Genomic DNA, 20,256 nt, shown 5'->3' with positions numbered 1-20,256 from the left:
GTGGCGATAAAAATTAAAGCGCTTTAAATTCAACATATACTACCCCATCACCCAGGGCAGACAAAGCGCTGATTGAGTGAGCGACATCACCCTACCGTTAGAGCCGTATCCCCAACTGCTGGCGCAGATAGGCCCCCGCCCCCAGCAGCCCCGGATGCGGGTGGGTGATGAGGTAGACGGGGACGGCGGTCAGGTAGTCACTGAAGCGTCCCTTGTCCTCGAACGCCGCCCGGAAGCCGGAGTCGCGGAAGAAGTCGAGGAAGCGCGGCACTATGCCGCCGGCGAGATAGACGCCGCCGAAGGTGCCCAGGTTCAGCGCCAGGTTGCCGCCGAAGCGTCCCATCAGCTCGCAGAACAGGGCCAGGGTCCGCCGGCACAGCTCGCAGTCGCCGCCCAGGGCGCGCTCGGTGATCTGCCCGGGTGCCAGCGCCTCGGGCGCCCGGCCCGCCAGCTCGGCCAGGGCCTGGTACAGGTTGACCAGGCCGCTGCCGGAGAGCAGCAGCTCCGCCGACACATGGGGCCAGCGCCGGCGCAGTACCCGCAGCAGCGCCTCTTCCTCGGCGTTGCCCGGGGCCAGATCCACGTGGCCGCCCTCGCCGGGCAGGCTCAGCCAGGTATCGCCGCAGGGCACCAGGTGGGCCACCCCCAGGCCGGTGCCGGCGCCGTACACCGCCACCGGGTGGCCGGGCCGGACCTCCCCGCCCCCGAGCTGGCAGCGATCTTCCGGCGCCAGCGCCGGTATCGCCATGGACACGGCGGTAAAGTCGTTGATCACCTCGAGCCGCGCCAGCCCCAGGCCGGCCTGCATGGCCGAGATGGAAAAGTGCCAGCTGTGGTTGGTCATCACCACCTGGTCCCCCTGCACCGGGCAGGCGATGGCGATGCAGGCCTCGGCCACCGCCTGCCCCTGCTCGGCCAGATACTGCCGGATCACCGGCTCCAGGCCGGGGGAATCGGCGGTGGGATAGCTGCGGATGGCGGACAGGGCGCCCGTGGCGCGTTCACAGAGGGCCAGGCGGGCATTGGTGCCGCCCACGTCTCCCACCAGAATATATTGGCTCATCGTCGTTACTCACTTGATCAAAGGAAGAGGCTTGTCGGGCCGGGCCCGCGCGGACTGGGGCCAGCATAAAAAGGGTAATGCCACAAATGAAATCGATTTTATTGCCGGCAATATAGGTTTTTTCTATGCAATGAGGCGGCATTTTCCCCCTGCCGCCGGGCGATGCCTTACGGCATAAAAATTCCGTTTATGCCGCCGGCCTTTGTGCTATAACCAGAGGCCGTTTTTTCGCATAGCTACAGGAAGTATCATGTCTCAATTCGACAACGTTACCGTGATCAAGAAGGCCAATGTCTACGACGGCGGCAAGGTCACCAGCCGGGTGGTCAAATTCGCCGACGGCAGCCGCAAGACCCTCGGCATCATGCTGCCGGGCGAGTACACCTTCGACACCGCCGCCGCCGAGCTGATGGAAATCCTCGACGGCGAGCTGGACGTCCAGCTGCCGGGCAGCGACGATTGGCAGGCCATCAAGGGCGGCGAGTCCTTCAACGTGCCCGCCAACGCCATCTTCAAGCTCAAGGTCCACAGCCTGGTGGACTACTGCTGCTCCTACTTCGATTAAGCCTGATCCCGGGGCCTTGGCCCCGGGACTCGTCTGTACCGCGAAGGCCGTATAGTTTAAAAATCAAGCGGTCAGCCGCAGTGCTACCCCTGCCACTTTAGCCGGTAGGAAAACACCGCCGTGTGCAGATGTGCGCCTTGCTGGTGGGGCGTGCAGCAGTCAAGCCATAGCGGCAGCCCGCACACCAAGAAGCGTCGCTGCCTTATTTTTAAACTATATGGCGTTCTGGGCTACCCCGCCTCCGCCCGGTATTGGTCACGCAGTTGCCGCCAGTACCGTCTGTCCTCCTCGGTGATCGGCCTGATGACCCGGCAGGGGTTGCCGGCGGCCACCACGTCGTCGGGAATGTCCCGGGTCACCACCGAGCCCGCTCCTATCACCACCCGGTTGCCGATACGCACGCCGGGATTGATCACCGTGTTGCCGCCCACCCAGACGTCGTCGCCGATGGTCACCGGGCGGCCGAGCTCGAGCTCGGCGCGCACCCCGGCGTCGATGGGATGGCTGGCGGTATAGACGCAGACCCGGGGCCCGAACATCACCCGCTCGCCGATGCCGACCCGGCACACGTCGAGGATGATGCAGTCGAAATTGGCGTAGAAGCCCTCGCCGATGGAGATATTACCGCCGTAGTCGCAGCGAAAGGGCGGCTCTATGTAGAGCCGCTCGCCGGTGGCGGCGAACAGTTCTTTCAGCAGCGCCAGCCGCTCCTCCTGCTGCTCTTCGGTGGTGGCGTTGAACAACCGGGTCAGTCGCCGCGAACGCCGGGCATCGTCCCTGAGTTCGGGCCCCAGGGACGAGTAAAGTTTTCCCGCCAGCATGCGTGCCTTGTCGTTCATCTTTTCCTCCCGGATCTGGTTTGGACTTGAATGAATCATGATACGCCAGGGGCGGACCGGATGCCCGCCCCATGACGCTCAATCCAGCCGGTATACCCGGGCCTCGAAGGGGCGCAGGGTCTCCTCCGTTTCCGTGGCCGGCGGATAGTTGGCCAGTTGCGGCGTCAGGCCCCGGACCGGCGCTTCCAGGGCACCGAACGCCGCCGGCTCGCCGCTCAGGTTGACCAGCACCAGCCAGCGCTCCTCCCCCAGGCTGCGGCGGTAGGCGTAGATCTGCGGATGCTCCGCCAGCAGCAGTTGGTAGTCGCCGTAGATCAGCGCCGGCGCGGCCTTGCGCAGGCGAATAAGGGCGCGGTAAAAATTGAGCACCGAGTCCGGGTCGCCTTGCTGGGCGGCCACATTGATGGCCTCGACGTTGGGATTGACCTTGAGCCAGGGCGTCCCCGTGGTAAAGCCCGCCCCGGGGCCGGCGTCCCACTGCATGGGCGTGCGGGAGTTGTCCCGCCCGGTGCGGGACAGCAGCGCCAGTATGTCGGATTCGGCCCAGCCCTGGCGCTGCAGTTCGGCGTACTGGTTTTTGGCCGAAACATCGTCGAAGTCGGCCAGGCTGTCGAAGCGGGTGTTGGTCATGCCGATTTCCTGGCCCTGGTAGATAAAGGGCGTGCCCTGCATCAGGAAGTACATGGCGGCGATGGCGGTGGCGCTTTCCCGCCAGTAGCCCCGGGTATCCCCCCACTTGGAGACGATGCGCGGGATATCGTGGTTCTCCACGTAGAGCGCGTTCCAGCCCCGACCCTCCAGCACGGTCTGCCAGCGGCTGAAGATGGCCTTGAGGGCATTGACGTCCAGCGGCTCGCTGTTGCTGCTCTCCCACAGCTTGACGTGCTCGAACTGGAAGATCATGTTGAGCCGCCCGTTCTTCTCGCCCAGCCAGTCGAGGGCCTGCTCCGCCGACACCCCGTTGGCCTCGCCCACCGTCATGATGTCGTAATGGCGGAAGGTGTTACGGCACATGTCGTCCACATAGTCGAGCAGGCCCTCGACGTTGAGGTGGCCGTCGAAGGAAGGCACGCAGCGCAGCCCTTGCGGGTTGGGCAGATCGGGCAGCCCCGGTACTTTCTTCATGTGGCTGATGGCGTCGATACGAAAGCCGTCGATGCCCTTGTCCAGCCACCAGCGCATCATGTCGTACACCGCGCCGCGCACCTCGGGGTTTTCCCAGTTCAGATCCGGCTGGCGGCTCGAGAACAGGTGCAGGAAATACTGGCCGGTCTGTTCGTCGCGCCGCCAGGCCGGCCCCTTGAAGATACTCTCCCAGTTGTTGGGCTCGGCGCCGTGCTTGCCGTCGCGCCACACATACCAGTCGCGCTTGGGGTTGTCTTTGGAGGAGCGGGATTCGAGGAACCAGGGGTGTTCGTCGCTGGTGTGGTTGACCACCAGGTCGATGATCAGCTTCATGCCCCGGGCATGCACCTCGGCCAGCAGCCGGTCGAAGTCGGCCAGGGTGCCGAATTCGGCCATGATGTCCTGGTAGTCGCTGATGTCGTAGCCGTTGTCGTCGTTGGGCGACTTGTACATGGGGCAGAGCCAGAGCACGTCCACCCCCAGCTCCTGCAGGTAATCCAGCTTCATGATGATGCCGTTCAGATCGCCGATACCGTCGCCGTTGGCGTCCATAAAGCTGCGCGGGTAGATCTGGTAGGCAACAGCTTCCTTCCACCAGCTGCGCTGCAGCCGGCCGCTTGTTGTTGTGGTCATGGCATTGTCCTTGTTATCAGGGGCGGCACAGCGCCGCCGGGATAGAAAATCGGTCTGTGTTGATCCTTGATGGAGTGCGGACGCTCGGCCAAAGGGCACTACCCAGCAGACACGCTGTGAATACCTCCCTGTACGCTCTCTGTTTCATCCCTGAAACAGAAGGTCGGCTGAGCAGCACCCTTTGTCCTCCTCCATGCACCGGTGGCGCTGCTGGCAACACCAGCAGACGGCGGCGGGGCTTGAAAGAGGCAACAGGGATCGCCTCCGCCGACCGTCACATGCCAGGGCCGAAAATTGCTCCTGCATTTTCGGCATTCCCGCCATCCCTGGCGGTCAGATGGCATGTGCCGAGCGTACAGGGGGCGAGCTTGCTCGCCGTGACGAACTGTTTCAGCCTGACCGAACATCCGGTGAATGTTCGCAGCAGGCTGAAACAATGAGTGTCACGTCCCGAAGCGTGTCGGCGGAGGTGGCCCTGTTGCCGCTTCTCTATTGCACGGCAACAGGCCAAGCCTCAGCCGGCCGTCTCGTCCAGTAGCACCATAAAGGCCTCATAGGGCTGCAGCTCCAGTTCGCCGCGCCAGTGGTCGCGGGGGGCGTAGTTGCTGACCAACACTTCTCCCGCCGGCTGCTGCAGCCCGGCGGGCAGGGTCAGGCTGGCGCGGCCGGCGAAGAAGTTGCACAGCACCAGCAGCCGCTGGCCGCCGAGCCGGCGCTGGTAGGCGAACACCCGCGGATGCTCGCTCAGCAGCGGCTGGTAGTCGCCGTACACCAGCACCGGATGGGCCTTGCGCAGGTGGATCAGCCGCTGATAGTGGTAGAAGACGGAGTCCGGGTCGTCCAGGGCGGCGGCCATGTTGATCCGGTCGTGGTTGGGGTTGACCTCAATCCAGGGCGCCCCCCGGGTAAAGCCGGCGTTGGCCTCGCCGTTCCACTGCATGGGGGTGCGGGCGTTGTCCCGGCCGTTGGCGTGGATACCGGCCAGCATCTGCTCGTGGGGCACGCCGGCGGCGGTGCGCTCCCGGTACAGGTTGAGGCTCTCGATGTCCCGGTACTGGTCGATGCGCTCGAAGCGCACGTTGGTCATGCCGATCTCCTCGCCCTGGTAGACATAGGGCGTGCCCTTGAGGCCATGCAGGGCGGTGGCCAGCATCTTGGCGGACTCGACCCGGTAGCGCCCCGGGTCGCCGAACTTGGACACCGCCCGGGGCAGGTCATGGTTGTTCCAGAACAGGGAGTTCCAGCCGCTGTCGGCCAGGCCCAGCTGCCACTTGTCGGTGATGGCCTTGAACGCCGCCAGGCTGAAGGGCCGGCTGCGCCACTTGCCTTCTTCGTCGTCCCAGGTCTGGGTGATGTGCTCGAACTGGAACACCATGGACAGTTCTTGCCGCGCCGGATCCGAGTAGAGCTTTGCTATCTCGGGGGTGGCGCTCCAGGTTTCGCCCACGGTGAGCAGGTCGCGCCCGCCGAAGGTGGCCTTGTTCATCTCCTGCAGCAGCGGGTGCAGGCGGGCGCCGTTGGTCATGATCTGGGCGTCCACTTCCTTGCCGATAAGATCGATCACGTCCATGCGAAAGCCGCCGATGCCCTTGTCCAGCCACCAGTTCATCATCTTGTGCACCTCGGCCTGCACCCGGGGGTTTTCCCAGTTCAGATCCGGCTGCTTCCTGGAAAACTGGTGGAAGTAGTACTCTCCGGTCGCCGCGTCGTATTGCCAGCCGCTGCCGCCGAAGTAGGAGCGGAAGTCGTTGGGCGGGCCGCCGTCCGCCGCCGGCTGGCGCCAGATGTAGAAGTCCCGGTAGGGGTTGTCGAGGGAGCGGCGCGCCTCGACAAACCAGGGATGCTCGTCGCTGGTGTGGTTGACCACCAGATCCATCAGGATGCGGATATTCCGCTTGCCGGCCTCGGCGATCAGTTGCTCCATCTCGGCCAGGGTGCCGAACTCGGGGGCGATGTCCTGATAGTCGGAAATATCGTAGCCGTTGTCGTCCATCGGCGAGCTGAACACCGGCGACAGCCAGATAACGTTGACGCCGAGCCGCTGCAGGTAGTCGAGCCGCTGGATGATGCCCGCCAGATCGCCGATGCCGTCGCCGTTGGCGTCCATAAAGCTGCGCGGGTAGATCTGGTAGACCACGGCGTCGTGCCACCATTTTTTGTCTGTTGCTGGGTTCATGTCCGGCTCTGTCTCAAAAAGTGAAAGAAATTAATGCTGGGCGGTGGGCAGCAGGCGCTGGAAGGCCCGGCCCTCGCGGTCGAACAGGTAACAGCAGGCCACCGGCAGGCGGATGCCGACCAGGGTCCCTGCCTCGATGGGCGAACGCTCGGCATTGCGCACCACCCAGGGCTCGCCGGCGTTGCCGTTGTCGAGGTAGAGGTAGGTCTCGTTGCCCATGTGCTCGACGAACATCACCTCCCCCTGGTATTCGCACTCGGCCTGCTCGCCCCACTGGACGTGCTCGGGGCGGATGCCGAGGTTGACGCTCTGGCCTTCGGCCTCGGCCGTGGTGGCGATGGGCAGCAGCAGCTCCTTGCCGTTGTCGAGCTCGACCAGGCTCTGCTCGTCCCCGGCGCGCTTGAGGATGGCGGGGATCAGGTTCATCTTGGGCGAGCCGATGAACTGGGCCACGAATTCGTTGGCCGGGTGGTCGTAGAGCTCGAGCGGGGTGCCCACCTGCTCGATGTTGCCCTTGCTCAGCACCACGATGCGGTCGGCCAGGGTCATGGCCTCCACCTGGTCGTGGGTCACGTAGATGATGGTGGAGCCCAGCCGCTGGTGCAGGGTGGCGATTTCCATGCGCATCTGCACCCGCAGCGAGGCGTCCAGGTTGGACAGGGGCTCGTCGAACAGGAACAGCTTGGGCTCGCGCACGATGGCGCGGCCGATGGCCACCCGCTGGCGCTGGCCGCCGGACAGGTCCTTGGGCTTGCGCTCCAGCAGGGGCTCGAGCTGCAGGATGCGGGCCGAGTCGCGCACCTTCTGGTCTATCTCCTGCTTGGGGTGACCGGCCAGCTCGAGGGCGAAGGCCATGTTCTGGTACACGCTCATGTGCGGGTAGAGGGCGTAGGACTGGAACACCATGCCGATGCCGCGCTCGGCGGGGGTGTCGTCGTTGACGTACTGGCCGTCGATATACATGCTGCCGCCACTGATTTCCTCCAGCCCCGCTATCATCCTGAGCAGGGTGGACTTGCCGCAGCCCGAGGGGCCGACGAACACCACGAACTCGCCGCTGTTGATCTGCAAGTCCAGCGACTTGATCACCTCGGCCGATTTGCCGTAGCGTTTTTGCAGTTTTTCCAGTGTTAATTGCGCCATGTTGTTACATCCTGTTTTTGATAATCCGTTTACGATCTTTGTAAAGCTTGTCTGTAACGGCTCATCGAAGAGTCAACAGGGCCACCTCCACCGACACGCTGCAAGCACGTCCCTGTGGCGCTCGGCACATGCCATCCCTGGCATGTGACGGTCGGTGTAGGCAATCCCTGTTGCCTCTTCCAGGCCCCGCTGTGGTCTGATGGTAGCGCCAACAGACGATACTGAGCTTTAGGGAGCAGCCCCCCTTGTCCTCTTCGAGATTCCGCTATCTGAAGTGGTAGCCCCCGCCCCTGCCTTACTTGAGGTAGTCCAGATAGGGCCGCTGGCGGTCGATCATCAGGTCCACCATTTCCGGGATACGGCGGCACTTGTCGTTGACCGAATCCACCAAGAGCGCCTGGATCACCAGATCCCGCGAGCCCTGCAGCACCGCCTCGGCGGTGAGGTCGTGCACCGCCACCTGGTTGCAGAGCAGCCCCGCCACCCCGGCCGGCATGTCGAGCCGGATGCCGTGCACGCCCTTGCGGTCGATGATGGCCGGCACTTCCACCGCCATGAACTCGGGCAACTGGCGGATAAAGCCCTGGTTGGGGATGTTGACCGCCCCTTCCTCGTAGCCGGCGTCGGTGAGCATGCCTTCCATGATGGGCACCACCCGCTCCTTGAGCTTGAGCTCGATCACCGGCTCCACCTGGCCCAGGTAGTTGCGGTAGAAGGTGTAGAAGTCGAGGATGCCGCGATGGTCGCTCACCTCATGGGCCCAGCGGATGTACTCGCCGAAGTGGCTGTCGCCGGTGATCGGCAGGTGGTGGAACTTCTCGAGGATTTCCCTGAACAGGGTGCGATCGGCCCAGGGGTAGGCGCTGTCGGCGCCGCCCAGGGCATCGCGCTCGGTGCTGCCCTCGGTGTCCACCAGCTTGCCGTGGGTGCGGGTGTATTCCAGGATGTCGCTGTAGCCCGGCAATTTCCCGAAGTAGCCCGGCGCCCTGGCGCGGATGTCGGCGTAGGCGTCCTTGCCGCTGTCCCGGTAGCTGGCCTCGAGCAGCACGCTGAAGTGGTTGAGGCCGCCGGCGCGCAGCGCCAGGTTGCTGAAGGGGGTGTCCAGCATTTCCGGCAGGTAGCGCTCCAGGGAGGCGATTTCGTGGCACATGCCGACGAAGTTGAGCCCGGGAAAGCGGCGGTGCACCGTGGTGCAGATCCGGCTCATGGGGTTGGAGTAGTTGAAGGTCCAGGCATCGGGGCAGATGTCGGCGATATCGGCGCAGATCTCCAGGATCGGCGGGATAATGCGCAGGGAGTGGAACAGGCCGCCGGGGCCGCCGTTCTCGCCGTAGACCTGCTGGATGCCGTATTGCTGGGGAATTTGCCAGTCCTGGTCCCAGAGCGCGAAGCGATCGCCCACCTCGATGGAGATGATCACGAAGTCGGCGCCCCGGAGCGCGGCCTTGCGGTCCACGGTGGCGCTGACGGTAAAAGGCAGGTCCCGGGCGGCGAGAAAGTCGCGGGCGGTCTGCTCGGTGGCCGCCAGGGCGCGGGGGTTGATGTCGTGCAGCACGATTTCGCTGCCGGCCAGGGTGGTGCTCTGGAAGATGTCACCCAGGGTGCCGTAGCCGAACTGGGCGCTGCCGGCGCCGATCAGGACGATTTTTGTAGCCATTCGTTTTCTCCTTGTTCAGACACTGTTGTTAAGTGGGATCAACCCTTGACCGCACCGCTGGTCAGGCCGCTGACGATGCGTTTCTGGAAAATCAGTACCAGCACGATGATCGGCAGCGTCACCACCACCGAGGCGGCCATGATGCTGCCCCAGGGCAGTTCGTACTGGGAGGCGCCCTGGAACATGCCGATGGCCACCGGCACGGTGCGCTTGCCGCTCGAGATCACGAAGGTGAGCGCGAACATGAACTCGTTCCAGGCACCGATAAAGGCCAGCAGGCCGGTGGTGACCAGCGAGGGCCCCATGATGGGCGCGAAGATGCGGCTGATGATCACCCAGGTGCTGGCCCCGTCAACGATGGCCGCCTCTTCCAGCTCCACCGGCATCGACTTCATAAAGGTGGTCAGCACCCAGACGGTGAAGGGCAGCGAGAAGGTGGTGTAGGACAACACCAGGGCGCCCAATGAGTCGTACAGCCCCATAAAGCGCACCAGCTCGAACATGCCCGACAGCACCGCCACCTGGGGGAACATGGACACGCACAGTATGGTGAACAGCAGATACTTGCGCCCGCGGAAGGAGATCCGCGCCAGGGCGAAGGCGGCGGTGATCGACACCAGCAGGCAGAGCCCCACGGTGACGGTGGCCACCAGCACCGAGTTCAGCAGGCTGCGGGCGATGCCGTTGTCCACCAGGGCGCCGATGTAGTTGTCCCAGTGGAAGCCCGAGGGCAGGTAGTTGGTCAGGAACAACTCCTGGCCGGTGCGCAGCGAGGTGAGCACCGCATAATAGAAGGGGAAGACGCAGATCAGGCCGGCCAGGGCGGCACCGGCGTAGATCAGGCCCTTGTGGCCCCATTCCCGTTGCTGACGGCTGAGCTTCATGCCTTGTTCTCCTTGTCGTTGAAACGGCCCGCGTAAAGGAAGCAGGCGGCGATGCCGGCCACCATCATGAACACCAGTACCGAGGCGGCGGAGCCGAAGCCCATCTCCTGGTAGCTCACCATCTGGTCCCGGGCGTAGCCGGAGATGGAAATGGTGGCCTCGCTGTTGGAGGTGAGCACATAGATGAGGTCGAATACCCTGAGCGCGTCCATCACCCGGAAGATCAGCGCCACGATCAGCGCCGGCATGATCAGCGGCAGGGTGATGCGCCAGAAGCGCTGCCAGGCGTTGGCGCCGTCGACCCGGGCCGCCTCATACAAGTCCTTGGGGATCAGCTGCAGCGCGGCCAGCAGCATCAGCGCCATAAAGGGGGTGGTCTTCCACACGTCCGCCAGCACCACCGCCCACATCGACAGCGACGGGCTCGCTATCCAGGCCAGGGGCTGGTCGATCAGGCCGGCGCGCAGCAGCAGATCGTTCACCACCCCGAACTGGTCGTGGAACATCCAGCCCCACATCTTGGCGGTGACGATGGTGGGAATGGCCCAGGGCACCAGGATGGCGGTGCGCACCAGGCCCTGGCCGCGGAAGGTCTGGTTCATCAGCAGCGCCAGCAGCATGCCGAGTACCAGTTCGAGCGACACCGACACGGCGCTGAACCAGAGGGTATTGCCCACCGCCTGCCACCACAGGGGATCGGCCAGCACGCCGTAGGCGCCGCTGTCGGTCAGCTCCAGGTAGTTGGCCAGGCCGACGAAGTTGTACTCGCCCGGCGCATCCAGGGCGGCATCGGTCAGGCTGTAAAACAGGGTGCGCAGCAGCGGCCAGCCGGCCACCGCCGCCAGCAGCAGCAGCGCCGGGGCCACCAGCAGCCAGGCGACGCGGGCGCGCCGTTGCTGGTGGTTGAGCTTGCGCCGCCCCGCCAGGCCGGACACCGCCGCATTTGCCGTCGCCTTGGCGCGCTGGGCCGGGGTCAGGGTCTTGGTGTAGTGATCCATGGGTTACTCCATGCAATTCAGATCGGCGTGGGAAAGAAGGACCACCCGGCGACGGGCGGCCAAGGGCACGGACCTAGCGCCAATCTTTCCCCTTGATGCGTTCCAGCCGGCTCTGCAGATCCGACACCGCTTCTTCGCCGCTGCTGCGCCCGCTCAGCACGTTGTAGGTGGCGTTGTAGATGGCGTTGGACACCCGGGCGTACTGGCTCCTGGTCTGGGTGGCCGGACGCGGCAGGGCATTGGCGAAGATGTCCCTGAACTCGGCGAGATAGGGCGCCATGGCCAGCACCTCCGGATCCTCGTACAGCGCCACGCGCGAGGGAGCCACGCCCACCAGCCTGAGCGCCATCTTCTGGGCCTCGGCGTCGCTCACGATTTTCAGCAGGGCCACCGCCGCCTCGGGGTTCTTGCTGTAGGCGCTCACCGACCACTGCCAGCCGCCCAGGGTGGCCACCGACTCGCCGTCGGCCCCGCTCGGCAGCGGCATCACCCCCACCTTGCCCTTGACCGGGCTGTTGTCGGCCTGGGCCAGCACATAGGCGTAGGGCCAGTTGCGCATGAACAGGGCGCCACCGTTCTGGAACACGGCGCGGGCTTCCTCCTCCATGTAGCCGAGGGCGCCCTGGGGCGCTATGGTGCCGACCCAGCCGGCGGCCAGATCCAGTGCCCGGGCGGCCTGCGGATTGTCGATGGTGACCTGGCCCTCGGCGTCGACGAAGGCGCCGCCGCCGGAGGAGGCGACCCACTCCAGGGCGTTGCAGGTCAGCCCCTCGTAGGACTTGCCCTGGAACACCAGGCCCCAGAAGTTGCGCTGGCCGGCGGCCCGCTCCCCTTCCTGGATGCGGGTGGCGATACGGGTCAGCTCTTCCCAACTGGCGGGCGGCTGCTCGCCGTATTTTTCCAGCAGATCCTGGCGGTAGTAGAGGGCGCCGGCGTCGAGGAAGGCCGGCACCGCCTTGACCCGGCCGTTGACGATGTTGTTCTGCCAGGCACCGGGGAAGAAGTCGGCTTCGAGCTCCGCCACATGGTCGGTCAGATCCAGGGTATGGCGATCGAGCAGGCCCACCCAGACGGTGTCGGCCTGGAACAGATCCACGGCGTCGGCATCGCGGGCGGCGAACAGCTGCTGGAACAGGCCCAGCTTTTCATCGGAGGAAGGGGGAAATTCGATAAATTCCAGGGTATGGCCGGTCTGCGTCTCGAAGCGATCCTTCACGTAATCGCAGAATTCCTTACCGGCGCCGGTGGGGGCGCATTCCATGCGCAGGGTGTCGGCCTTGGCCACATTCAGGGATGCGGCCACCAGGGCCGCCACCATGCTGAGCGTACGTACTTTCATCTTGACCTCTCGTCTTCCTGATAGGAGGGTATCGGTGGCATCCACCACCCTTAACGTTAGCTGTGTTCATCCTAGAAGAGGCAGTACCATAAATTGAAATGCTTTATTACCTGTCCGTCATAGATAAAACCTATAATGAAAACCAGGCGAGTGATCTTCGTCACACTTAATGCGGCTTCCATGTTAAGCGCCGGGATCAAAAATGTGATCACCCCGCAAGTCCCTTCCCCGGCAGACGGGGTGGCACACGGACTCGCACACGGCGACCGGCACGAATTCCCGCCGGGCTGGCGCAACAGGCGCCAGTTATTTAAGCTCTGCGATAGAAACCATCTATCCCTGACAAGGAAATACCGTGGACAAACTATTGCGCCAGTTTATCGAGGTGGCCACCTTCAAGAATGTGAGCCAGGCGGCCAACAAGCTGTGCCTGAGCCAGCCGACCCTGACCCACAACATGAAGAAGCTGGAGGAAAACCTGGGGGTGCAGCTGCTGATCCGCAGTTCCAGTGGGGTCCGCCTCACCGAATACGGCGAGCTGCTGTTGGAGCAGGCGCGGATGATGCAGCGCATCTACGACAACACCCTGATCAAGATGGACTTTCTGAAGGAGCGCCAGGAGCGCAGTCTGAAGATAGGAACGGGGCACGCCTGGTGGCACATGTTCCTGCGGGAGACCTTCGAGCAGCACCGGCGCCAGCACCCCACCGCCAATATCCACGTCGATCTGGGTAACCACCTGCGGCTGATGGATTTATTGCTGAGCGGCGATATCGATCTCTTTATCGGCCACGAGATCCAGGGGCTCAACCCTAGGGCCGGGGTCAGCTTCCTGCCGCTGCTGAGTTCGACCGATGCCTGCTATGTGCGCACCGGCCACCCGTTGCTCGGGCGCGTGGTGCATCAGGACGAGCTGCAGCACTTTCCCTACCTCGAGCTCACCCCCGACGAGCCCCGTTACCAGAATGTGATGGAGGACATGCAGCCCAAGCAGCGGGAACGGCTGCAGCTGCACGTCACCGAGCGGATCCACTATTCCACCAATTCCATCGTGACCGCCATCGACATGCTGGCCGCCACCAACAGCATACTGGTGTTCCCCAGTTGCATGGGCAGCTACTTCGCCCGCTTCGACGTACGTCCGCTCAACCTGAAGGAGCCTCAGCGCGACAACATGGTCGGCATTTACCTGATGCGGGAAAAAGTCGAAGATCCCCATATCATGGCGGTCCTGACCCTGATGCGCCGGCATATGGAGCAGAACCGCCATCTGCTGGAATAACAAGGGGCCATGCCGGCCCCTTCGCTTACCTGTCTTCGGCCACCAGCCGCTCCAGCCCGCCTGCCGCCACCAGTTGCTGGTAGAGCGGCCTGGCCTTGCCCGGCCCCAGCACCAGCTGATGCTCGCCACCGGCGCCCGCCACCAGGGCGCGGATCTCGCCGAGTCGGGCAATCTTCTCCCGGTCGAGCAGGGCCTCGTCGCGCAGCGCGAGCCGGACACGGCTGGCGCAGTAGCGCAGCCGCGTCAGGTTGTGCCTGCCGCCCAGCGCGTCCAGCAACGCCACCGCCAGTTGTCTCGTTTCCATTACCGCCTCCTGAATCAACAATGGGTACCCATTCCAGACCATGATAGCGGCGGCCGAATATAGAAATGAAATCGATTTTTACCGGCACAATATAGATTAAGTCTATATTGTGCCGGGCACGGCGTTCAGCCCTGCTGCCGCTGATGCTGCCCCTGTCGTTCCTCCGCAAGCCCGGTGGCAAAGGGCGCGAACCAGCTGAGACAAATTTCCGCATGCAGCTCATTGACGGCAATCTGTACCTCGTCGATAAAATCGTGCAGCCGATCCGGCTGGCGCGCCAGCTTGTCGATGCAGGCACCGGTGAGCAGCTGCAGGCAGCGCTCCGCCGCCGCCAGCGCCGGCCGGTGCCGCGGCAGGGGGGCCAGCTCCCGCGACAGCTGGCCGATGCAACAGACCACCGCCCTGGGAAAGGACTCGTCCTGCAGCAGGAAACGCAGCACGTCGGGCCCGCGCACCGCCAGCCGCACCTGCTGGCGATACATCTGGTGACCGCTCAGGGACTTGAGCACGCTCATCCACTGCAGGGTTTCGAACGGCTTGAGATCCTCGGCGCTGCGCGGCAGCAGGTTGGCCGAGCGCACGTCGATGATGCGGGTGGTCATGTCGGCCCGTTCCAGCTGCCGGCCCAGGCTCAAGAAGGTACGCACCTGGGTATGGCTGAGGGTACCGGCGATGATGCCGTTGACGGTTTCGCAGCTGCGGATCACCTGGCCGAGGAAGGCATCGCGCTGGCGCGGGCTCAGTCCCCGCTCCGCCTGCCTGACCACGTTCAGGTGGAGCTGGTTCACCTCTTCCCAGATGCTGCGCGGCATCACGTCCCGGGTGGTGCGCAGGTTTTCCCGCGCCGCCGCCAGCGACGACAGTATGGAGCCGGAATAGCGCCGGTCCATGCACAGGAAACTCAGCACGCTGACCTCGTCGTGCTCCCGGTAGTGCCGGTTGAACAGCTCGTCGCTGCCGGTGATGGTCACCAGCGACGACCAGCCCAGGCTGGTCGCCTGGGGAAAGTCCAGCAACAGGTGACTGTTGACGCTGATCAGGCGCGCCGTGTCCTCGGCCCGTTCCAGATAGCGGGCCAGCCAGTAAATGTTTTCAGCGACTCTCGACAACATGATCAGTTCCCTCCCACATCCACTATCCAGGTGTCCTTGCTACCCCCACCCTGGGAGGAATTGACCACCAGCGAGCCCTTGGTCAGCGCCACCCGGGTCAGGCCGCCCATGGTGACATAGGTGTCTTCGCCCGACAGGATGAAGGGCCGCAAATCCACGTGGCGCGGCTCCATGCCCTGCTCGCACAGGGTGGGTGAGGTCGACAGCGCCAGCGTCGGTTGGGCCATGTAGTTGCGCGGGTTGGCCTTGATCAGATCCGCGAAGCGGGCCCGCTCCGCCGCCGTGGCGTGTGGCCCCACCAGCATGCCGTAACCGCCGGACTCATTGGCGGGCTTGACCACCAGCTTGTCGAGGTTGGCCAGCACGTGGGCGCGATCCTGCTCGAACATGCACAAATAGCTGGGCACATTGGGCAGCAGGGGCTCCTCGCTCAGATAGAAACGGATGATCTCCGGCACGAAGGCATAGATCACCTTGTCGTCCGCCACCCCGGCGCCGGGGGCGTTGGCCAGCGCCACCTTGCCCCGGCGCCAGGCCCGCATCAGGCCGGGCACGCCCAGCATGGAGTCCGGGTTGAAGGCTTCCGGGTCGAGGAACATGTCGTCGATGCGGCGATAGATCACGTCCACCCGCCGCAGGCCGTCCACGGTGCGCATGTACACGCAGTCGTCGTCCTGCACCACCAGATCCGGCCCTTCCACCAGCTCAACCCCCATCTGCTGGGCCAGGTAGGAATGCTCGAAGTAGGCGGCGTTGTAGATGCCCGGGGTCAGCACCACGATCTGCGGCTCCTCCCCCGGCCGGGGCGACATGCCGGCCAGCATGTCGTAGAGCTGGGCCGGATAGTCGTCGAGCGGCTGGATACGACCGGTGGCGAACAGCTCCGGCAGCACCCGCTTGGTGACGTTGCGGTTTTCCAGCATGTAGGACACCCCCGATGGCACCCGCAGGTTGTCTTCCAGTACATAGAGGGTACCGTCCTTGTCGCGCACCAGATCCGAGCCGCAGATATGGGCCCACACCCGGTGCGGCGGCGTCACCCCCACGCACTGGGGCCGGAAGTTGACCGACTGGGCCAGCACCTCGGCGGGCAGTATTCCCTCCTTGACGATGCGCTGCTCGTGATAGAGATCGTCGATAAAGAGATTGAGTGCCCGCACCCGCTGTTTCAGGCCGGCGGCGGTCTTCTGCCACTCCTGCAGCGGTATGATGCGCGGCACTATGTCGAAGGGCCAGGCCCGGTCGATCATGTTGCCTTCGGTGTAGACGGTGAAGGTGATGCCCATCGCCTGGATGGCCACCTCGGCGGCGGCCTTGAGCTCGGCAAGGTCATCGGACTCCAGCTGAGCCAGGTACTCACACAACATTCTGGCTTCGGCCCGCGGCAGGCCCCGCCCGGCGATCAATTCGTCATAAAACCCATTGCACGCGTAGTTCTGCCAGTTCACTTTGCTCATAAGCGTGATTCCCGGTACTGATGAAAACGGAAGGCCCGTCACCGCACTCTGCAATCGCTGTACCAAGCCCCAATTATAGAACCAAAGCCATGATCGGCCCTCTCCGCCCGCACCACGGCGGCGCTTTTTGCGCTGCAGCCACGCACCATAAGTGTGCATTTTATGGTGTTGATATCACTGATGTTTTAGTGCTGTTAACAGACTGCCACGCGAACAGAGAGCTCGCCTGCGATGGCATAGCTATTGCTATGCTTATGCCTGCAGCAGACGTAGCCATCGCCTTGACCTCAACCTGCCGGGATCCGCCCATGACCATTCGCGTTGCACTCAGACATGTTACCCGTTACGACTTCGACAAGCCGGTTTCGCTGTCTCCCCACCTGATCCGGCTGCGCCCGGCTCCCCACTGCCGGACGCCGGTGGACGCCTATTCACTCAGGGTGTCGGGCGGCGAACATTTCATCAACTGGCAACAGGATCCTTTCGGCAATTACCTGGCCCGGCTGGTATTTCCGGAAAAGATCTCCCACCTGCAGGTGGAGGTGGAGCTGATCGCGCCGCAAACGGTGATCAACCCCTTCGACTTCTTCGTGGAAGACTACGCCAAGGACTTCCCCTTCGAGTATTCCGACGCATTGAAAAAGGAACTGGCCCCCTACCTGGAGCTGGAAGAGGCCGGTCCCCGGCTCGGCGCCTGGCTGAGCGAGGTGGCCCCCCGCCCCAGCCCGGTGGTCGACTTCCTGGTGGCGCTCAACCAGCGCCTGCAGCGGGACATCGACTACAACATCCGCATGGAGCCGGGGGTACAGAGCCCGGAAGAAACCCTGGAAAAACGCCGGGGATCCTGCCGGGATTCGGCCTGGCTGCTGGTGCAGATCCTGCGCCGGCTGGGGCTGGCGGCCCGTTTCGTGTCCGGCTATCTCATCCAGCTCACCGCCGACGTCAAGGCCCTCGACGGCCCTTCCGGCACCGAGGCCGACTTTTCCGATCTGCACGCCTGGACCGAGGTCTACCTTCCCGGTGCCGGCTGGGTAGGGCTGGACCCCACTTCCGGCCTGTTCGCCGGCGAGGGCCACCTGCCCCTGGCCGCCACGCCCGAACCCGCCAGCGCCGCCCCCATCACCGGCTTTACCGACGAGTGCGAGGTGACCTTCGGTTTCGATATGCAGCTGACCCGCATCCACGAGGATCCGCGGGTCACCAGGCCCTACAGCGACGAGCAGTGGCAAGCCATCCTCGCCCTGGGCGAGCAGGTGGACCAGCGGCTGCAACAGCAGGATCTGCGCCTGACCATGGGCGGCGAGCCTACCTTCGTGTCCATCGACGACATGGACGGCCCGGAGTGGAACACCGCCGCCCAGGGCCCCACCAAGCGCCGACTGGCGGAAGGACTGCTGCACCGGCTGCGGCCCCACTTCGCCCCCGGCAGCCTGGTGCACTACCAGCAGGGCAAGTGGTATCCGGGCGAGCCCTTGCCCCGTTGGGCCCTGGCCTGCTACTGGCGCAAGGACGGCCAGCCGGTGTGGCGGGACGACCGCTGGCTGGCGGACATCGGCAAACACTATGCCGTCACCCCCGAGCACGCCCGGCTGTTCGGCCAGGCCCTGGTCAAGCGCCTCGGCATCGCCGACAAGTGGCTGATCCCCTGCTTCGAAGACGCCTACTACTACCTCTGGCTGGAACAGCGCCAACCGGTGGATGTGGATCTGCGCGGCGAGAACCTCAAGGACGAGGACAACCGCCGGCGCCTGGCCCGGCTGCTGGAGCGGGGACTCGACGACATCACCGGCTTCGCCCTGCCGCTGCTGCGCGAGCAGAGCGGGCAACGCTGGCGCACCGGGCCCTGGCCGGTGCGCCGCGAGTCGCTGTTCCTGATCCCCGGCGACTCCCCCATGGGACTGCGCCTGCCGCTGTCGTCCCTGCCCATGGCCGGGCGCGAGGACCAGCCCCAGCCGGCCAGCCTGTTCGAATCGAGGCCGCCGCTGCCCGACCTGCACGGTGAGGTGGCCAGCCGCTACAGCGCCTGGCAGCACCGGTTCGAGTCGGGCGGCCACCACCAGCCGGCACCGGGCCAGCAGTGGCAGGAGCAGCAGGCCGAGCAGAACAACGGCACCATCCACACCGCCCTGTGCCTGGAGCCGCGCGAGGGCAAGCTGTTCCTGTTCATGCCGCCCCTGCCCCGGCTGGAGGATTACCTGGCGCTCCTGGCCGCCGTGGAGCAGACCGCCGCCGCCCTGGAGCTGCCGGTGTGTATCGAGGGCTACGCGCCGCCGGCGGATCCGCGCCTGGAGCAGTTCATGATCACCCCGGACCCGGGCGTGATCGAGGTGAACATCATGCCCGCCAAAAGCTGGCCCGAGCTGGTGCGCAACACCGAAATCCTGTACGAAGAGGCCCGCCTGTCGCGCCTGGGCACCGAGAAGTTCATGCTCGACGGCCGCCACACCGGCACCGGCGGCGGCAACCACATCACCCTGGGGGGAGAGACGCCGGCGGATTCGCCCTTCCTGCGCCGGCCGGATCTGCTGGCCAGCCTGCTCGGCTACTGGCAGCACCACCCCAGCCTGTCCTATCTGTTCAGCGGCCTGTTCATGGGGCCCACCAGCCAGGCGCCGCGCATCGACGAAGCCCGCCACGAGGCGCTGTACGAGCTGGAGATCGCCCTGCAGCAGATGCCGGTGGGCGAGGTGCCCCAACCCTGGATGGTGGACCGGCTGCTGCGCAACCTGCTCACCGACATCACCGGCAACACCCACCGGGCCGAGTTCTGCATCGACAAGCTCTACTCCCCGGACAGCCCCACCGGCCGGCTGGGGCTGGTGGAGATGCGCGCCTTCGAGATGCCGCCCCATGCCCGCATGAGCCTGATGCAGCAACTGCTGATCCGTGCCCTGGTGGCCCGCTTCGCCGCCGAGCCCTATCGCCGGCCGCTGGTGCGCTGGGGCACGGCGCTGCACGACCGCTGGCTGCTGCCCCATTACCTGTGGGCCGACCTGCTCGACGTGCTCACCGATCTGCGCCGCCACGGCACCGACTTCAACCCCGAGTGGTTCTCCCCCTTCCTGGAATTCCGCTTTCCCCACTACGGCCAGGTGTGCTACGACCAGGTGCAGCTGGAGCTGCGCCAGGCCATCGAGCCCTGGCATGTGCTGGGCGAGGAAGTGAGCGGCAGTGGCACCACCCGCTACGTGGACTCCTCGGTGGAGCGACTACAGGTGAAGCTGTCCGGCTACAACCCGGCCCGTCACGTGCTCACCTGCAACGGCCGGCGGGTGCCGCTCGTCCCCACCGGGGTCAACGGCGAGGCGGTGGCGGGGGTGCGCTACCGGGCCTGGCAACCGTCCTCGGCGCTGCACCCGCTGATCCCGGTGCAGGCGCCGCTGGTGTTCGACCTGATCGACAGCTGGAACCAGCGCTCCCTCGGCGGCTGCACCTACCACGTGGCTCACCCGGCCGGGCGCAACTACCAGCGTTTTCCGGTCAACGCCAACGAGGCCGAGGCCCGGCGCCTGGCCCGCTTCTGGGCCATGGGCCACAGCCAGGGGCCGGTGGCGATACCGCCGGAAACCCCGGCCGGCGAATACCCCCATACCCTGGATCTGCGCCGCCACTACAGATCCGCCGGCGATGCCAGTCTATAATGCCCGCATAAGCGCAACCGCGCCGACCGCACCGGAGA

General features: G+C 64.9%; 15 protein-coding genes. 3 read left to right on the top strand and 12 right to left on the bottom strand.

Annotated features, from left to right (window positions below):
• Positions 1 to 97 precede the first annotated feature (97 nt).
• Complete coding sequence (glk, locus tag C7H85_RS01450) at positions 98 to 1,063, bottom strand: glucokinase (RefSeq protein ID WP_106727943.1); 966 nt, start codon at positions 1,061 to 1,063, stop codon at positions 98 to 100.
• 250 nt (positions 1,064 to 1,313) lie between these two features.
• Between glk and ppnP the strand changes: the two genes are divergently transcribed.
• Complete coding sequence (gene ppnP / locus C7H85_RS01445; protein WP_106727942.1) at positions 1,314 to 1,628, top strand: pyrimidine/purine nucleoside phosphorylase; 315 nt, start codon at positions 1,314 to 1,316, stop codon at positions 1,626 to 1,628.
• 230 nt (positions 1,629 to 1,858) lie between these two features.
• Here the strand turns inward: ppnP and C7H85_RS01440 are convergent, their stop codons facing one another.
• The 8 genes from C7H85_RS01440 to C7H85_RS01405 all read right to left on the bottom strand — a co-directional run bounded on the left by C7H85_RS01440 (position 1,859) and on the right by C7H85_RS01405 (position 12,422).
• Positions 1,859 to 2,467, bottom strand: a complete 609-nt coding sequence (locus tag C7H85_RS01440) for a sugar O-acetyltransferase (RefSeq protein WP_106727941.1) — start codon at positions 2,465 to 2,467, stop codon at positions 1,859 to 1,861.
• A gap of 78 nt (positions 2,468 to 2,545) precedes the next feature.
• Complete coding sequence (locus C7H85_RS01435) at positions 2,546 to 4,225, bottom strand: glycoside hydrolase family 13 protein (RefSeq protein ID WP_106727940.1); 1,680 nt, start codon at positions 4,223 to 4,225, stop codon at positions 2,546 to 2,548.
• Positions 4,226 to 4,739: 514 nt separating this feature from the next.
• Positions 4,740 to 6,401 carry a glycoside hydrolase family 13 protein gene (locus C7H85_RS01430; RefSeq protein ID WP_106727939.1) on the bottom strand — a complete coding sequence of 554 codons (1,662 nt, stop codon included), beginning with the start codon at positions 6,399 to 6,401 and terminating at the stop codon, positions 4,740 to 4,742.
• 30 nt (positions 6,402 to 6,431) lie between these two features.
• Positions 6,432 to 7,544 carry an ABC transporter ATP-binding protein gene (locus tag C7H85_RS01425; RefSeq protein ID WP_106727938.1) on the bottom strand — a complete coding sequence of 371 codons (1,113 nt, stop codon included), beginning with the start codon at positions 7,542 to 7,544 and terminating at the stop codon, positions 6,432 to 6,434.
• Positions 7,545 to 7,839: 295 nt separating this feature from the next.
• Entirely contained in the window at positions 7,840 to 9,201 is a 1,362-nt protein-coding gene (locus C7H85_RS01420; RefSeq protein WP_106727937.1) for a family 4 glycosyl hydrolase, read from the bottom strand.
• A gap of 38 nt (positions 9,202 to 9,239) precedes the next feature.
• Positions 9,240 to 10,085 (bottom strand): carbohydrate ABC transporter permease, encoded by an 846-nt coding sequence (locus tag C7H85_RS01415; protein ID WP_106727936.1) that lies wholly within the window; start codon positions 10,083 to 10,085, stop codon positions 9,240 to 9,242.
• Entirely contained in the window at positions 10,082 to 11,083 is a 1,002-nt protein-coding gene (locus tag C7H85_RS01410) for a carbohydrate ABC transporter permease (RefSeq protein ID WP_106727935.1), read from the bottom strand. Before C7H85_RS01410 ends, C7H85_RS01415 begins: the two co-directional genes overlap by 4 nt.
• 73 nt (positions 11,084 to 11,156) lie before the next feature.
• The gene (locus tag C7H85_RS01405; protein WP_106727934.1) at positions 11,157 to 12,422 is read right to left on the bottom strand and encodes an ABC transporter substrate-binding protein; all 1,266 of its coding nucleotides are present in this window, start codon (positions 12,420 to 12,422) and stop codon (positions 11,157 to 11,159) included.
• Positions 12,423 to 12,777: 355 nt separating this feature from the next.
• Here C7H85_RS01405 and C7H85_RS01400 point away from each other — a divergent pair, with 355 nt between their 5' ends.
• The gene (locus tag C7H85_RS01400; protein ID WP_106727933.1) at positions 12,778 to 13,704 is read left to right on the top strand and encodes a LysR family transcriptional regulator; all 927 of its coding nucleotides are present in this window, start codon (positions 12,778 to 12,780) and stop codon (positions 13,702 to 13,704) included.
• 25 nt (positions 13,705 to 13,729) lie between these two features.
• On the opposite strand, the gene C7H85_RS01395 is transcribed toward C7H85_RS01400, so the two are convergent.
• The 3 genes from C7H85_RS01395 to C7H85_RS01385 all read right to left on the bottom strand — a co-directional run bounded on the left by C7H85_RS01395 (position 13,730) and on the right by C7H85_RS01385 (position 16,577).
• The gene (locus tag C7H85_RS01395; protein ID WP_106727932.1) at positions 13,730 to 14,008 is read right to left on the bottom strand and encodes a PTS sugar transporter subunit IIB; all 279 of its coding nucleotides are present in this window, start codon (positions 14,006 to 14,008) and stop codon (positions 13,730 to 13,732) included.
• A gap of 125 nt (positions 14,009 to 14,133) precedes the next feature.
• A complete protein-coding gene (locus C7H85_RS01390; protein WP_106727931.1) occupies positions 14,134 to 15,120 on the bottom strand; it encodes an alpha-E domain-containing protein in 987 nt (328 codons plus the stop codon).
• A 2-nt stretch (positions 15,121 to 15,122) separates the two neighbouring features.
• Positions 15,123 to 16,577 carry a circularly permuted type 2 ATP-grasp protein gene (locus C7H85_RS01385; protein WP_106727930.1) on the bottom strand — a complete coding sequence of 485 codons (1,455 nt, stop codon included), beginning with the start codon at positions 16,575 to 16,577 and terminating at the stop codon, positions 15,123 to 15,125.
• Positions 16,578 to 16,885: 308 nt separating this feature from the next.
• Between C7H85_RS01385 and C7H85_RS01380 the strand changes: the two genes are divergently transcribed.
• Entirely contained in the window at positions 16,886 to 20,218 is a 3,333-nt protein-coding gene (locus C7H85_RS01380) for a transglutaminase family protein (protein ID WP_106727929.1), read from the top strand.
• Positions 20,219 to 20,256 lie beyond the last annotated feature (38 nt).

The organism is Zobellella endophytica (genome assembly GCF_003012775.1).
In the GTDB taxonomy this organism is placed as follows: Bacteria; Pseudomonadota; Gammaproteobacteria; order Enterobacterales; family Aeromonadaceae; genus Oceanimonas; species Oceanimonas endophytica.
The sequence above is the reverse complement of the archived record's forward strand: the minus strand, read 5'-3'. Positions and strand labels throughout refer to the sequence as shown.